The sequence below is a fragment of the Psychromonas arctica genome (assembly GCF_036697365.1).
Lineage (GTDB): Bacteria > Pseudomonadota > Gammaproteobacteria > Enterobacterales > Psychromonadaceae > Psychromonas > Psychromonas arctica_A.
Map to the genome: position 1 here is coordinate 16,528 of NZ_JBAHZA010000024.1, position 15,268 is coordinate 31,795.

The window sequence follows — 15,268 nt, forward strand, 5'->3', positions numbered from 1 at the left end:
ATCAATGGTTAATATTTTGTATCATAATGTTAGGCTTAATAATGATAGCAAGCCTATGTATCGGTGCTAAGCCTATCTCCATCAGCGAAATTTATCATGTGCTGTTTTCTGACCAAGTAGGTCTAACCAGTACCATCATTTTTGAAGGTCGGTTACCAAGAACGTTAAATGGCTTATTTGTTGGTATGGCTTTGGGCACTTCAGGTGCGTTAATACAAGCAATCACTCGAAACCCATTAGCAGACCCAGGAATACTTGGCATTAATTTAGGTGCGAGTTTGGCCGTTGCTATTGCAGTCGTATTTTTAGGCGCAACACAGTTTAATGAGTTTTTTATTTATGCGGCATTGGGTTCGTTAGCTGCTAGTTTATTAATATTCGCCATTGGTAGCTTGAGTGCCGGTAAAGTTGATCCACTTAAGTTAACCTTGGCAGGTATCGCCTTAGGGGCTGTATTTGCGGGTCTCAGCTCAGCGTTGATTTTATTTAATCCATTAGCGTTTGATCAAATTCGATTTTGGACCGTTGGCAGTTTAGATATACGTACTCTTTCAGTCCCCTTATATATTGCACCAGTGGTTATTGTTGGCTGCTTGTTAGCCTTAAGCATTACACCTGCATTAAATGCATTTGGCCTAGGTGACGCTCTAGCGGCTACGTTAGGGAGCAATCCGATTCGTGTACAAATTGTTGGCTTAATTACTATTACTTTATTATGTGGTGCAGCCACTGCCGCCGCTGGCCCAATAGGTTTTGTTAGCTTAATGATGCCTCATATTGCACGTTGGATGGTCGGCCCAGATCAACGCTGGATCATTCCATTCAGTTTTATCTTAACCCCTTGTTTATTGCTTATTGCAGATATCATCGGCCGTGTATTAATCGTTGGCGAATTAAGAGTCTCTATCGTAACGGCTTTTATCGGTGCTCCAATCTTAATTTATCTAGTACGTCGTAAAGGAGCGAGCAGTTTATGATCTCCAATACAGGCAATCTGTTAAGCAAAACGTTAGTCTCTGCAACAGCTTTAATTTTAGTTTATTTTACACTGTTCATTGGTGATGATGTCACTCATAACCTGCAAGGTATTTGGCAATTAATAATTGGTGAAGCAGACAAATATCAATCAATTGTAGTATGGCAATGGCGTGCCTCAAGGTTGTTTTCGGCAATTATCATTGGTGCAGCTTTGGGAATCAGTGGTGCAGTTTTCCAATCATTAGTTAGAAACCCGCTTGGCAGCCCAGACATAACAGGGTTTAATGTTGGCGCTTTTACAGGTGTACTTATCTCGATTGCCCTATTCGGTAATTTATATTGGTACAGTGTGGTTGGCGCCATCATCGGTGGTTTATGTGCCGCGATTTTAGTTTATATCTTTGCATATCGTGATGGACACTCAGGTTTTAGGTTAATTATCGTAGGCATCGCCATAAGTGCAACGTTAACCGCATTTAATCAATGGCTATCGCTAACCGTTTCATTAGAAACAGCGATGACTGCAGCACTTTGGAGTGCAGGATCACTTAATGGCATGACATGGTCACGTATCCTGCCGGCAACTCTGCTAATTATGTTATTAGTAGGCCTAGCCTGCTTATTAAACACACGCATGAAATTACTAGAGATGGGAGATGATACCGCCGCTGCATTGGGTGTTTCAGTCAATAAAACACGCCTAACCATTATGTTAATTGGCGTATCGTTAACAGCCGTTGCCACCGCTATTACTGGCCCAATATCTTTTGTCTCACTGGCTGCACCTCAAATAGCACGTCGTCTTCATCCACAAAAACATATTACGCTTATTGGTTCTGCGCTAGTAGGAGCATTTCTGCTACTAAGTGCAGACTTTATTGCTCAGCATGCATGGCAAAACGCAACCTTACCAGTAGGCCTTGTTACCATTAGTTTGGGTGGTTTATATCTGGTTTATTTGATTATTCGGGAAGGTAAATAATGACACAACAATCCTCTCAACTAAGCTCTATCGAAAAAGAAGAGTTACCGGCTCAAGCAGCTTTATCAACTCAGTCGGTGACATTAGCTTATGAGCAAAACGTGATTGCCAAAGACCTCTCCGTTGATATTCCCCACGGTAAATTTACCGTGATTGTCGGTCCCAATGGATGTGGAAAATCCACCCTATTACGTTCATTAAGTCGTTTATTAGTGCCGCAATCGGGTGAGATTTTATTAAATGGAAAGAACATCCATAGCCAATCGACAAAAGAAGTGGCTAAAAAATTAGGCTTATTACCTCAATCAGCGATAGCTCCCGATGGCATTAAGGTCATTGACCTAGTATCACGTGGTCGATTCCCTCATCAAAAGTGGTTTCAACCTTGGTCAGAAGCAGATCAACAAGCCGTTGAACTAGCAATGCAAGCTACTGGTGTTATAGATTATGCAGAACTCAATGTGGATCAACTATCCGGAGGTCAACGCCAGCGTGTATGGGTAGCAATGGCATTAGCACAAGAGACATCGCTATTATTATTAGATGAACCCACCACCTATTTAGATATTGCTCACCAAATTGAGTTAATGGATCTATTTCAAGATCTTAATCAAATTCAAGGACATACATTAGTAGCCGTATTACACGATCTTAATCATGCCTGCCGTTATGCGGATCATTTAATCATGATAAAGTCAGGTCAAGTCATCGCTACAGGTGCCCCTAATGAGATTGTAACCGAAGCAATTATCCAACAAGTATTTGGTTTGTCCTGTTTAATTTTAACTGATCCTGTTTCTAACACGCCGCTTATTATTCCACGTGGAAGAAAAACGGCGAATTAATTTTAAATCAATAAAATCAAGCTTGTGCGGGTAACAAAGTAACTAAGCCATTCACCAGCGACGATCGCCATGATAACCAATCATGGCCACCTTCCACTTTTTGATAGGTTACATTCGCGCCATTTTCCTTAAATACTTTAAAATGCATATCGTTATAAATACTTAATTGCTTCTCTGCATTACCAACGGTTTGAAAAATATCTAATCCAGTAACACTTATTTCATTATTTGATACCCGGTCAGCCAAACTGTTTTTAGGTAATCTTTTATTCCATTTAGCATTCTTTGATTGGTAAGCTTCTGGGTCTTGCATCCTTTCTATCTCTGGCCACCAAAACGAGCCAGATAACGAAATAACCTTACTAAAGTAATCTGAGAAATGAGCGCCAGCATACAAGGCAGATAATCCACCTAAACTTTGCCCTGCGACTAAGTACTCTGTAATAGATTGGTTTGATTGCGATAATCTATCTTTAACTTTAGGAAACAAATTTTCAGTAAGAGATTGCCAAAAAGGTTGATAACAACTCAACTCCCTCCAACGAGTTTGATTGTTAATAGATGGAACTAATAAATAATGTGCAGCACTGATCTTATTAATATTAGTTAAGTACTGCAGTACCGATAAAGTACCAGTATCAGCCCCCCATTTCTCGCCATCTAATAAAACCACTAAAGGCGCACTATTCACTGTTGTTGAGAAAAGCGTACATTGTCGTTGATTGTTAAGTGTATGATCAGACCAAGTGATGGTAATATTTTTAGCAATAGACAATTTATTGAGCTTACCTTGTTCCCACTCACGCCAACCTAACTCTAATGGTGCATTAGGTAAATGTAATGGAGAGTTTAATCCCCAACCAGAAGCAACTAATGGACTTGTATTTAAAGGATCCACCAGCTGCTGTTTAACCACTTCTAACCACCAGCGACGTTGCGCTTCTCGACTGCCATCACTGTTCTTCTCAATATGTTGCGGTAGTTGCTGTTCTTTGATTGGAATAAATGAATAACTACCACGCCATTGGTCATTAATCGATAAGCAAGCAAACCAGAGGTCGGTCTGTTTATATCTTTTTAAACAGCTTGGTTGCCATGTATTATGATTGGTTAACCCATTAACATTTAAGATAACCGAACGCGTTGATGATTCAGCGTCATCTCCTTCAGGATCTTGCCATATAAACAGTACCTTACAACGGCCGTCTTGCTCTAATTTAATAAAAGGTGCTTTATTTTTAGCGATATTGTTCCACCATCGTACGGATCCGATAGCATTGTTTGAGAGATTAAAATACGTTAATAAACTGTCTAGTGATAATACGTTGTTCATTAATAACCTTTATGATTTTTAACTGAGATATTGATTTGAATCCGGTAATGAGTCATTTGATGAGCTAAACCTGATCGGCTTTGAGAATGAGATCTTGTGGTGGTATACCGAATACCTTTTTAAATGCATTGGTGAAGTTAGATGGGTGACGATACCCAGCATTATATGCTGCTTCTGAAATAGTCATTAAACCAGATTCCAACTGTTGCTTGGCAATAGTTAAACGTCGACGGCGAATATAACTTAATAAACTAATACCAAGTGAGTTCTTAAACCTATGTTGCAAACTAGAAATACTCATTGCTGAAAACTTAGCTAAGTCACTAACCGTCATAGCTTGGTCTAAATTTGCTTCTATATACGACACTAATCTATCTAAAACAGGATCGTATGTTAACGTTTCAAGCACTGAATCAGCGCTTTTTAAGCTTATTCCGACACCAGTGGCATCATTAAGTTGCATAAACACTTGTAGCAATAGCTGTTGTGTTAAAGATTCAAGCTGCATCTGCTCTACAACAGACGCTGGCGCACTAGACTTTATGATATTACTTGTTAAAGACACGATTTCATCATTAATTTGTAGCTCGAAATGTGCTAAATGTTGATTAACTAATTTACTAAAGTTGTCATTTGATAAAATACGCTGTGCAATCCATTCATGCGGTAAAATAAGATTAAGTTTAGTAACTTGATTATTTTTATAGAGAGTACGACGAAAGCTCACAGAACGAGCAAGACTCACGATAACTGCTCGCGGTTGATCATTAGCATCATATATAAAGTTTAAATCATCATAGCCAAAATCTAATTTTCCCTCTAATAAAATGGTAATGCATAGTGATTTTTTGGCTGTAGCAAGCACTTGAAAATCCACTAATTCTTTAGTTTTTCCACCATGTAAAATAAAGCTATTGTCTGCTTGATATGAAATAAGGTCACCCTCTATTAATGCTAAACTTTGCTTATGCTTAGTAGCGCTACAGGCGTTAGAATGACTGTCAGAAAAGATAGTTTTTTGCTTTAAATCCCCGATAGTTCGAATAAAAGTACCTTTAGGTAAAGCTTGCTTTAACTTTCCATGAAACTTCATATTATTTTTTTCCATAACCAAATAGCCATTTTGCATAACCTATTATGCTGTGAACTTGTTAACATTTACCTTATCATTAATACGAATCAATATCATTACCAATAAATATTAAAACAACATAATAATGGAATTAGGAAATATGAAGCATTGCAAAGTATATGCAGGCATTATGCTCGCGTTAAGCGGTCAAGTCATGGCAGAAGAACCTTCACACACAGAAGTGATGATTGTGACAGGTGAAAAAATGGACCGCGATATCAAAGATACCACCACAGCAGTCACAGTAATACACGGTGAAGATATCGACAAAACCGGTGCAAAAACAGTTAATGATGTCGTTATCCAAGCACCTAACGTGGTTACCTCTGGATTTGGTAGTGTTAATATTCGAGGTGTTAATGGTAGTGGCGCAGCAACTGGGTTCTATGCAATTCGAAGTGGTGCTCGTCAACGTGTCGATACTAACGTTGATGGCGTTTCTGATGCATTTACAGGTTATAACTTCAGTGGTTCAGGTGTATGGGATGTTCAACAAGTAGAAGTATTACGTGGCCCGCAATCAACTACCCAAGGTGAAAACTCTATTGGCGGTGCAGTTACCGTAAAAACCAACGATCCTACCTTTGCACCTGAATATGCTATTCGTGGTGGTGCAGAAATTTACGAAAACGGTAACGTAATGAAAAACGTTGCATTAATGGCATCGGGTCCAATCAACGATGAATTAGCTTACCGCTTTGCTTTTGATGGGACTGATGGTCAAAGTTACATTACTTACGATGGTGATAGTATCCCTGTTGACCCAGAAGACTCTCAAAACTTAAACTTCCGCGGTAAATTATTGTGGGAACCAGCATTCAATGAAGATCTTTCAATCAAACTCACAACCAATTACCGTAAAGCTGACGGTAACTACTTAAACTGGGCAAACTGGGATGGTGGTACGGGTTATGAAGACGAAACATTAACACTTGGTACAAATTATAACGAATATCTTGGTCGGGATTACAGTTACAACACACGTATTCAAGACTCTGATGTATATAATATTTCTTCTGAAATTAACTACAGAATTAATAGCCAAGTAATCAGTAAAACCCTAATATCATACAACAATCAAAGAAACATTTTTGATCAATATCCAACTGAACAAACTTATAACTTTAAAGATAAAACCGCTAAGATTGAGAGCCAATTAACCTTCACACCAACTGATTCACAAATCGATGGTTTTGTTGGCATCATGGCCGCTGACCGTGAAAATACAGTGTCTAGTGAAAGTTATTCTACACAAGGTAAAACCGATGAGACACGTATAGGTGTATTCGGTGAGATGAACTATTACATTAATGATCAGTTTACTGTTACCACTGGTGCACGTGTTCAGCGTGAAAAACAACACAGAGAATTCAGTGCAACTTATGTGACTAATGAAATAGACAATGATATCCAAGATACTTATCTATTACCTAAATTAGCCTTCACTTATAGTCCTGTTGAAGACACTACCTTTGGTATCTCGGTCCGTCAGGGTTATAACTCAGGTGGTCTAGGTTACTATAACTATGGTGGTGCTTCTGAGGTTTACACCTATGAAAGTGAATCTGTTACAGCCTATGAATTAAGCGCTAAAACAGCCTTTAATAATAGCACTACCATTAACACCGCTATTTTCTACAATGATTACAGTGACTACCAAGGTATTTCGGATTACAAAATCACTAACGTAGATGAAGCACATACGATGGGTTTAGAAGTTGAAGTAGCGCATTGGTTAACGGATAGCTTAGAAGTGCGTCCAGCGATTGGTCTATTAAAAACTAAAGTTGATAATGATGACACCTTCGGTGGTAATGAATTATCAAATGCACCTGATTTCAATGCCTCACTTGCATTAACGCAATATGTTGGTGAAAACTTAACATTAGGCGCCGATGTCACTTACGTAAGTGAGTACTACTCTGACCTTGATAATACTGATGATTACAAAGCAGGTGACTACGCAATTATAGGCACAAGTGTTGATTACACGATTGGTGACTTATTGATTAGTGGTTACATCACTAACTTAACAGATGAAGACATTGTGTACTTAATTAACGGTGGATACCGTGCATCTGTAGGGCAAAGCCGTACAGTAGGTCTAAACCTAACTTACCGTATGTAAATTTCGGCACATACTTAGTATTAACTTAAGTTAATAGAAGGTAAATAGAAGGTGAATCAGCAATGATTCACCTTTTTTATTGCCATAACTTCAGCCTAAAACATAATATCCCTTTCAATTGAATTACCACATAAACAACACTTATTTACTTGAACTGAATATCTGAATTAACCCAACCTAGTATGATTTATCCTCATTTAATGAATTACCTTTATAAAGACAGCATAATTCGCTAAAATCTGCGCGCGAACAATTTCGACCAATTTATAATGAAATAACTGATAGATAGCCTTAAATCTGAAGCCTTTAAATCGTAATTATTTTTCGATTATTCAGCGCTACCCCCTTACTCTACGGGGACTAAGCCATCAATTCTTCTGACTTTTTAGATATCCTACTAAAATAGTCAAGTAAATACTTGATTAAAACAGTAGGTTTTATGTATTATTACCACTCAAGAATAATTGACAGAATTGGATAGCTTATGCGTTTAACTACAAAAGGCCGGTATGCGGTGACTGCAATGCTCGATCTTGCATTACATCCAGAACAAGGTCCTGTGTCACTAGCAGATATATCACAGCGCCAAGGTATCTCGTTATCTTATCTTGAGCAGTTGTTTTCTAAACTCCGCCGAGTCTCGTTAGTAAAAAGTGTAAGAGGTCCAGGTGGAGGCTATCAATTAGGTCGTTCAATTGACGATATTTTTGTAGCACAAATTATGGATGCAGTTAATGAAGTTATTGACGCAACCGGATGTAAAAAAAGTGCAGATTGTAAAAATGGTGTCACTTGCTTAACCCACTACTTATGGTGTGACTTAAGTGATCAAATACACGGTTTTTTAAGTAAGATCAGTTTAGGAGATTTGATGCGTCAACATGATGAACAAAACAATAAAACTGAACAAAGAATTGATAGTCAATTATTTACTATCCCAACTAGCGAAATGATTGGTTAGTTAGCAGAAAAGATAAAGATTATTACCATCCTCCCCCCGACAAAGAGTGAGTTTTATATGACAGTGCAAGTAGAGATAGATGAAGCACTAGGAAGAGAATATGAAGCTGGTTTTATTTCTGATATCGAATCAGAAACCTTTGAACCAGGTTTAGATGAAAGTGTTATTACGCGAATTTCTAAAATGAAAAATGAACCAGAGTGGATGCTAGAATGGCGTCTAGGTGCATTTAGAGAATGGCTGAAGATGGAAGAGCCTGATTGGGCCTTAGTCGATTATCCTAAAATAGATTTTCAAGCTATCTCTTACTACTCTGCACCTAAAAGTATGAAAGATAAACCAAAGTCATTGGATGAGGTTGATCCTGAATTACTGCGTACTTATGAAAAACTAGGTATTCCTCTAATCGAGCAACAAATGCTCGCAGGTATCGCTGTTGATGCGGTTTTTGATTCAGTATCAGTTGTGACAACATTCAGAGAAAAACTACAGGAAGCAGGCGTTATTTTCTGCCCTATCTCTGAAGCGATTGTTGAATACCCTGAACTGGTTAAAAAATACCTTGGTAGTGTTGTTGGCCGTAAAGATAACTACTACTCAGCATTAAACTGTGCAGTATTTACTGATGGTTCATTCGTATACATTCCAAAAGGCACACGTTGCCCAATGGAACTATCAACTTATTTCCGTATTAATGAACAAAATACAGGTCAGTTTGAACGTACGCTTATCATTGCCGATGAAGGCAGCCATGTTAGTTACCTTGAAGGTTGTACTGCTCCACAGCGTGATGAAAATCAATTACACGCAGCAGTAGTAGAATTAATCGCGTTAGATAATGCTGAAATCAAATATTCGACAGTACAAAACTGGTACCCAGGCGATGAAAATGGCAAAGGCGGTATCTACAACTTCGTAACTAAACGTGGTATCTGTCATACCAAAGCTAAGATCTCTTGGACACAAGTTGAAACAGGCTCAGCCGTTACTTGGAAATACCCAAGCTGTATCCTAAAAGGCGATGACAGTATTGGTGAATTCTACTCAGTAGCATTAACACGTGGTAGACAACAAGCTGATACCGGTACAAAAATGATCCACCTTGGTAAAAACACCAAATCAACGATCATCACTAAAGGTATCTCAGCCGGCCGTAGCAACAACAGTTACCGAGGTTTAGTGAAAATGGCAGCTAGTGCTGATGGCGCACGTAACTTTACAGAGTGTGATTCTCTACTAATCGGTGATAAGTGTGGTGCACATACTTTCCCTTACATAGAAAGCCGCAACCCTTCTGCCATTGTCGAACATGAAGCGACAACGTCAAAAGTAAGTGACGAGCAAATGTTTCTATGTCGCCAACGTGGCCTTGATCCTGAAAAAGCAGTATCAATGATCGTAAATGGTTTCTGTAAAGAAGTATTCAAAGAGCTACCAATGGAATTTGCCGTTGAAGCAAGTAAATTATTAGAGATTAGCCTTGAAGGCTCTGTAGGTTAAGGATTATTAAGATGTCAGATAACAAAAGTTTATTAACAATTAAAGATGTATACGCAAGCATTGAAGAAAAGCAAATCATTAAAGGTTTCAATCTAGATATTAAACCAGGTGAAGTACACGCAATCATGGGCCCAAATGGTGCAGGTAAAAGTACTATGGGTTACGTACTTTCAGGTCGTGACGGTTACGAAGTAGATAGCGGTACAATTACATTCAATGGTAAAGACCTATTAGAAATGGAAGTTGAAGAGCGCGCTGCAGCGGGCTTATTCTTAGCATTCCAATACCCTGTTGAAATCCCGGGTGTAAGCAACTTAGAATTTTTAAAAGCTTCAGTTGACGCAATTCGTGAAGCAAATGGTGAAGAGTCAATCACTTCATCTGAACTACTAAAACAAGCTAAAGCAGCGTGTAAACAAGTTAACTTACCACTTGCTTTCTTAAAGCGTGGTGTGAACGAAGGCTTCTCTGGTGGTGAAAAGAAACGTAACGAATTAATGCAAATGTTACTGCTTAAACCAAAACTATGTATCTTAGATGAAACCGATTCAGGTCTAGATATCGATGCATTACAAATGGTAGCTGAAGGTGTAAACAGCCAACGTTCTCCTGAGCGTAGCTTCATCGTTGTAACGCATTACCAACGTTTATTAGATTACATCAAACCTGATTTTGTTCATGTACTAGCTGACGGTAAAATCGTGAAAAGTGGCGATGCATCATTAGCACTAGAATTAGAATCTCAAGGTTACGCTTGGTTAGAAACGCATAAAGACGAAGAAAGCACTGAGGGCTAATAGATGAGCGAATGGTTAGAAAGTGCCATCTCACGAGGGCAAAAAATAGATGATTGGTTAACGCCAAAACGTACTCGCGCGCTTGAGTTACTATCAACAACGCAATGGCCTACTCGTAAAACAGAAGCTTGGCGTTACACTCCACTGCGTGCGATCCAAAACACTAAAGCCACAGAAGTTGAAGCAACAAGTGATTTAACACCACTTGCGATTGCTGATTTAGCGGCCATTGAACTGGTATTCAAAAACGGTAAATTAGATAAAAGTCTATTAGCGTCAAACTTACCGGATGGCTTAACTATCTCACTAGGTAGCGAATTAGCAGCACAACAACAAACTCAAGCAGTTGCTGACTTCTCTGAAGTTAAACCAGATCGTCACTTATTTGGTTTAGTTAACGATGCACTAGCACAAGATGTTGTTATCGTGAATGTTGAAGCTGGCGTTAAAATTGAACAGCCATTACGCATCAGCGCTTTACTAAGCCAAGGTGCAGAATCACACACACGTGTTCAAATTACACTGGGTGAAGGTGCTGAGCTAGCAGTGATTGAAGATGTTCAAGCACAGGGTGATACATTGAACACCGCCTTTGTCGAGTACTTTGTATCTCCAAAAGCACACCTTGAGCATTACCGTTTTGCATTACAAACTGGTAGTAATGTTTCTGTTGGTGGTTGTCACTTCAACATGTTAGATCACTCAACAATGCACAGTACGATCGTTGCTTTCGGTAGTGATTTATCACGTTTAGACACAGATATTATTCATTCAGGTGAGTTTGTAGATGCAAAATTAAATGCAATCTACTTATTAGATCATAACGAATTATTCGACCTACATGCAACTGTTGAACATGCAATGCCAAACGGCACAACAGAAGAAAACGTGCGTTGTATTGTTGGTGGCAAAGCTAAAGCAGTATTTAACGGAAGAATTCATATTCACCGTGATGCACAAAAAACCTTAGCCGAGTTGAACAACCGTAACCTACTCGTTTCTAAAACAGCTGAAATCAATACAAAACCTGAATTAGAAATCTATGCCGACGATGTACGTTGTGCTCATGGTGCAACTTCAGCTGAAGTAGATAAGCAAGCATTATACTACTTACAAACGCGAGGCATCAGCCGTGCACAAGCGAATATCATTTTGAACTTTGGTTTCATCAATGAATTAATTGATTTAATGCCAAACGAAGTATTAGCCGAATGGATCCGTCCAATCATTCGTCAACGCTTCTCTTCAATGAAAGTAAACTAAGCGAGAGTATAATGAGTTTTGATGTAGTCGCTATTCGCGAACAATTTCCAATTCTAAAGCGTCAAGTTAACGGTAAACCACTTGTTTATTTAGATAACGCAGCGACAACACAAAAACCACAATGTGTTATTGATGCGATGGTTGATTATTACTCTAATTGCAATTCCAACGTGCACCGTGGTGCACACTTCCTTGCCGACCAAGCAACACGTGGTTTTGAGAATGCGCGCGATATTATTCAGCAATTCATCAATGCGCCAAAACGTGAAGAAGTAATCTGGACAACTGGTACCACTGAAAGTATTAACATTGTTGCCAATGGTTTACGTACTTTACTGTCGCCAGGTGATGAAGTCATTGCAACAGAAATGGATCACCATGCCAACCTAGTAACATGGCAACATGCGTGTAAAGAAGCAGGTGCAACACTACGTACCGTTCCAGTAAACGATGCAGGTGAACTAGATCAAGCGGCTTATGAAAGCTTGCTCAATGAAAACACAAAATTCGTTGCTTTCCCGCATGTGTCAAATGTACTCGGTACTATCAACCCTGTTAAATCAATGACAGAAAAGGCAAAACAAGTCGATGCCTTAGTATTAGTTGATGGCGCACAAGGTGCAGCACATGGTTGGGCTGATGTACAAGATATCGGTTGTGACTTTTATGCTTTCTCAGCACATAAAATCTATGGCCCAATGGGCATAGGCGTACTTTGGGGCAAAGAGTCAGTACTTGAAAACTGGCCTGTATGGCGTACAGGTGGTGAAATGATTGCCACAGTAACACTGCAAGATGCAACGTGGAATGTACTGCCATATCGCTTTGAAGCAGGAACACCTAATGTAGGTGGTGCCATTGCTATGGGTGAAGCGGTACGTTGGTTTAGTGCTTTAAATCAAGATGCCGTGTTAGCACACGAAAATGCATTACTTGCCTATGCCACTGAAAAGGCACAAGCGTTTGAAGGTTTAACCATCATAGGTAATGCTATCAATAAAATCGGCGTGTTAAGTTTTGTACTTGAACAAGGCCACCCTGCTGATCTTGGTTTCTTACTTGATCAACAAGGTATCGCTATTAGAACTGGCGACCTATGTGCACAACCTCTTATGTCACGCTTTAATGTGCCAGGTACTGCGCGTGCTTCTTTCTCTATTTACAATACATTCGATGATATTGATGCTTTATTTGTTGCACTCAACAAAGCAAAAACAATGTTGTCTTAGGAGTTTTTAATGACCGTATCTGTATTTGACCCAACTGCAAATATCCTGTTAACGGATGCAGCAGAAAAATACTTCTCAGCACAAATGGCAAACAAGCCAGACAGTGTTATACGACTCAGTACTAAAGTAAGTGGTTGTACAGGCTTTGCTTACGTACTTGAAATCGAAGACCAACCTGCTGAAGACGATATTATTATCAAGTTTTCTGACTTTGATATCGCAGTCGCATCTAAATCAATGATGATGATAGCCGGCACAGAGATTGACCTAGTGACTGAAGGTATCAATCAAGTTGTTAAATACAACAACCCTAACGTTGTAGCTGAATGTGGCTGTGGCGAAAGCTTTAATGTGAGCTAATTCATGCAAAAAATGGTAGTAACACAACGTGCATGTGCGGCACGAAGAGTACCAACTGGCGAGCCAACCATTATTCCTGAAGGAGAGTTCATCTCCATCAATCAGAGTCTTGGTGGCAACTACACAGTGACTTGGATGGGTAACATGTTACGCATCGACGGTACTGACGCATCAGCCATTGGTCAACAATCTGAAGTCTTAGAATTTGAAGACCTTGGCAAAGAAGAAATTGATGAAGACCAAGTTTGGCAAGCTCTAGATGGTATATATGATCCTGAAATTCCAATTAGTTTAGTCTCTTTAGGATTAATCTATAAAGTATCAGTAGACCAAAGTAGCAAGACAGTTGCCATCGACATGACCTTAACTGCACCAGGTTGTGGCATGGGCCCAGTACTAGTTAGCGATGTAGAATACCGCGTTGCAAAAGTACCCAATGTTGACAATGTGAAAGTCGAATTACTCTTTGATCCACCTTGGTCAAGAGAGATGATGAGTGAAGAAGCGCAATTAGAATCTGGTATGTTCTTCTAACCTCTTTCACCACTGCACATAATCCAATATAATAAATCGCACTTAGCTAGTTGTTTTATAAACGAGTTAAGTGCTTTTTTTTAGCCGTTCATCAAGCATAACTATCAGAGGTATCATGTCATTACCAACAACAGAAGAGATCATTGAAGATTTAACATTTTTCGACGACTGGGAAGATAAATATAAGTACATTATTGATTTAGGGAAACAACTCCCCGCTTTTGATGATAAATGGCATACCTCTGAACGCCTTGTAAAAGGTTGCCAAAGTAATGTTTGGATCCAACCAGGTACTGAAGAAGAATTACTCACCTTCTCAGTAGACAGCGATGCTATTATCGTTCGTGGTTTACTTGGATTAGTACTTGCAGCATTTGATCATAAAACGCCTCAAGAGATTGTAGATTTTGATATCTCAGCTTACTTCCAAGCCTTAGACCTAGAAAAACACCTCAGCCCTACTCGCGGTAATGGTTTACGTTCAATCGTAGGTCGCATTCAAAACATCGCGCAGGCAGCAGTGTAAGCCAAATGATGTACTAGTTTATAAAGTAAGGTTTTGTCCTTATGGAAAGCCTTACTTTATTTATAATCTAAGGAATGTTTTCTGTATTCCTACTATGTTCTAACTATAATAATTAGATTAAATAACTAGCCCTCTTTTTAAACTTTATTATTCCGAATTTAATAATGTCTAGATAGGAATAATTCTTCTATATAGTAAACGGTGTAATTTGTTTTACTAGCGATTGTTACACTAATTAATAACTCGAATAAATACTCATTATTTGCTATATTACGCGGCTAACGAATATTTATCGGTTTTACACGAATTTCTATAGGTTCTTTTATCTTATGATTTAAGCGCTTATAAAATTTTATTAATAATAAATAGTCGTTTTATTAATTAATATTTCGGAGTTGTAAAATGAAAGTTCGTGCATCCGTAAAAAAAATCTGTCGTAACTGCAAAGTTATCAAACGCCACGGTGTGGTGCGAGTTATCTGCGTAGAGCCAAAGCATAAGCAACGCCAAGGCTAATAAGATTTGGATATTTTAACCTATTAGTTTTATAAACTATTAGTTTTATAAACTATTAGTTTTATAAACTATTAGTTTTATAAACTATTAGGTGATTTTTTATAATCATCATTTGTCGAGTATCCTACCGGGCTTTTCACAAATGAATCGTTAACTTTAAGGAGTGCATAGTGGCCCGTATCGC

Annotated in this window: 15 protein-coding genes; 13 read left to right on the forward strand and 2 right to left on the reverse strand. The window is 38.8% G+C overall.

Going from position 1 to position 15,268, the window contains the following annotated elements:
- Positions 1-41: 41 nt before the first annotated feature.
- Genes V5290_RS16655 through V5290_RS16665 form a run of 3 tightly spaced genes read left to right on the forward strand, consistent with a single transcriptional unit; the run spans position 42 to position 2,805 of the window.
- The gene (locus V5290_RS16655; protein WP_333388409.1) at positions 42-977 is read left to right on the forward strand and encodes an iron chelate uptake ABC transporter family permease subunit; all 936 of its coding nucleotides are present in this window, start codon (positions 42-44) and stop codon (positions 975-977) included.
- Positions 974-1,960, forward strand: a complete 987-nt coding sequence (locus V5290_RS16660; protein WP_333388411.1) for a FecCD family ABC transporter permease — start codon at positions 974-976, stop codon at positions 1,958-1,960. The genes V5290_RS16655 and V5290_RS16660 overlap by 4 nt, the downstream gene beginning before the upstream one ends.
- Positions 1,960-2,805, forward strand: a complete 846-nt coding sequence (locus tag V5290_RS16665; protein ID WP_333388414.1) for an ABC transporter ATP-binding protein — start codon at positions 1,960-1,962, stop codon at positions 2,803-2,805. The genes V5290_RS16660 and V5290_RS16665 overlap by 1 nt, the downstream gene beginning before the upstream one ends.
- 16 nt (positions 2,806-2,821) lie before the next feature.
- Here V5290_RS16665 and fes read toward each other — a convergent pair whose 3' ends face one another.
- Both fes and V5290_RS16675 read right to left on the reverse strand, forming a co-directional pair.
- A complete protein-coding gene (gene fes, locus V5290_RS16670; protein ID WP_333388417.1) occupies positions 2,822-4,138 on the reverse strand; it encodes an enterochelin esterase in 1,317 nt (438 codons plus the stop codon).
- A gap of 64 nt (positions 4,139-4,202) precedes the next feature.
- Complete coding sequence (locus V5290_RS16675) at positions 4,203-5,246, reverse strand: AraC family transcriptional regulator (RefSeq protein ID WP_333388419.1); 1,044 nt, start codon at positions 5,244-5,246, stop codon at positions 4,203-4,205.
- Between the two features lie 124 nt (positions 5,247-5,370).
- On the opposite strand from V5290_RS16675, the gene V5290_RS16680 reads away from it, so the two are divergent.
- From V5290_RS16680 to rpmJ, 10 genes are all read left to right on the forward strand, one after another.
- Entirely contained in the window at positions 5,371-7,398 is a 2,028-nt protein-coding gene (locus V5290_RS16680) for a TonB-dependent receptor (protein WP_333388422.1), read from the forward strand.
- A gap of 484 nt (positions 7,399-7,882) precedes the next feature.
- Positions 7,883-8,359, forward strand: coding sequence for a Fe-S cluster assembly transcriptional regulator IscR (gene iscR / locus V5290_RS16685; protein ID WP_333388425.1), 477 nt, complete (start codon positions 7,883-7,885; stop codon positions 8,357-8,359).
- Positions 8,360-8,416: 57 nt separating this feature from the next.
- Positions 8,417-9,859: a Fe-S cluster assembly protein SufB gene (gene sufB / locus V5290_RS16690; RefSeq protein ID WP_416351623.1), complete on the forward strand. Its 1,443-nt coding sequence runs from the start codon at positions 8,417-8,419 to the stop codon at positions 9,857-9,859.
- An 11-nt stretch (positions 9,860-9,870) separates the two neighbouring features.
- Positions 9,871-10,656 carry a Fe-S cluster assembly ATPase SufC gene (sufC, locus tag V5290_RS16695; protein WP_333388428.1) on the forward strand — a complete coding sequence of 262 codons (786 nt, stop codon included), beginning with the start codon at positions 9,871-9,873 and terminating at the stop codon, positions 10,654-10,656.
- A gap of 3 nt (positions 10,657-10,659) precedes the next feature.
- Positions 10,660-11,919 (forward strand): SufB/SufD family protein, encoded by a 1,260-nt coding sequence (locus tag V5290_RS16700; RefSeq protein ID WP_333388431.1) that lies wholly within the window; start codon positions 10,660-10,662, stop codon positions 11,917-11,919.
- Positions 11,920-11,930: 11 nt separating this feature from the next.
- Positions 11,931-13,148, forward strand: coding sequence for a SufS family cysteine desulfurase (locus tag V5290_RS16705; protein ID WP_333388435.1), 1,218 nt, complete (start codon positions 11,931-11,933; stop codon positions 13,146-13,148).
- 9 nt (positions 13,149-13,157) lie between these two features.
- Positions 13,158-13,508, forward strand: coding sequence for an iron-sulfur cluster assembly accessory protein (locus tag V5290_RS16710; RefSeq protein WP_333388438.1), 351 nt, complete (start codon positions 13,158-13,160; stop codon positions 13,506-13,508).
- A 3-nt stretch (positions 13,509-13,511) separates the two neighbouring features.
- Positions 13,512-14,042, forward strand: coding sequence for a putative Fe-S cluster assembly protein SufT (gene sufT, locus V5290_RS16715; protein WP_333388441.1), 531 nt, complete (start codon positions 13,512-13,514; stop codon positions 14,040-14,042).
- Positions 14,043-14,157: 115 nt separating this feature from the next.
- Entirely contained in the window at positions 14,158-14,568 is a 411-nt protein-coding gene (locus V5290_RS16720; protein ID WP_333388444.1) for a SufE family protein, read from the forward strand.
- Between the two features lie 402 nt (positions 14,569-14,970).
- Complete coding sequence (rpmJ, locus tag V5290_RS16725; protein ID WP_011770886.1) at positions 14,971-15,084, forward strand: 50S ribosomal protein L36; 114 nt, start codon at positions 14,971-14,973, stop codon at positions 15,082-15,084.
- The last annotated feature ends 184 nt before the right edge of the window (positions 15,085-15,268 follow it).

Coding starts and splice junctions, on each gene's coding strand:
- fes (WP_333388417.1), bottom strand. CDS start 4,138: ATGAACAACGTATTATCACTAGACAGTTTATTAACGTATTTTAATCTC.
- V5290_RS16665 (WP_333388414.1), top strand. CDS start 1,960: ATGACACAACAATCCTCTCAACTAAGCTCTATCGAAAAAGAAGAGTTA.
- V5290_RS16655 (WP_333388409.1), top strand. CDS start 42: ATGATAGCAAGCCTATGTATCGGTGCTAAGCCTATCTCCATCAGCGAA.
- V5290_RS16705 (WP_333388435.1), top strand. CDS start 11,931: ATGAGTTTTGATGTAGTCGCTATTCGCGAACAATTTCCAATTCTAAAG.
- sufC (WP_333388428.1), top strand. CDS start 9,871: ATGTCAGATAACAAAAGTTTATTAACAATTAAAGATGTATACGCAAGC.
- V5290_RS16675 (WP_333388419.1), bottom strand. CDS start 5,246: ATGGAAAAAAATAATATGAAGTTTCATGGAAAGTTAAAGCAAGCTTTA.
- sufT (WP_333388441.1), top strand. CDS start 13,512: ATGCAAAAAATGGTAGTAACACAACGTGCATGTGCGGCACGAAGAGTA.
- iscR (WP_333388425.1), top strand. CDS start 7,883: ATGCGTTTAACTACAAAAGGCCGGTATGCGGTGACTGCAATGCTCGAT.
- V5290_RS16700 (WP_333388431.1), top strand. CDS start 10,660: ATGAGCGAATGGTTAGAAAGTGCCATCTCACGAGGGCAAAAAATAGAT.
- rpmJ (WP_011770886.1), top strand. CDS start 14,971: ATGAAAGTTCGTGCATCCGTAAAAAAAATCTGTCGTAACTGCAAAGTT.
- V5290_RS16680 (WP_333388422.1), top strand. CDS start 5,371: ATGAAGCATTGCAAAGTATATGCAGGCATTATGCTCGCGTTAAGCGGT.
- V5290_RS16720 (WP_333388444.1), top strand. CDS start 14,158: ATGTCATTACCAACAACAGAAGAGATCATTGAAGATTTAACATTTTTC.
- sufB (WP_416351623.1), top strand. CDS start 8,417: ATGACAGTGCAAGTAGAGATAGATGAAGCACTAGGAAGAGAATATGAA.
- V5290_RS16660 (WP_333388411.1), top strand. CDS start 974: ATGATCTCCAATACAGGCAATCTGTTAAGCAAAACGTTAGTCTCTGCA.
- V5290_RS16710 (WP_333388438.1), top strand. CDS start 13,158: ATGACCGTATCTGTATTTGACCCAACTGCAAATATCCTGTTAACGGAT.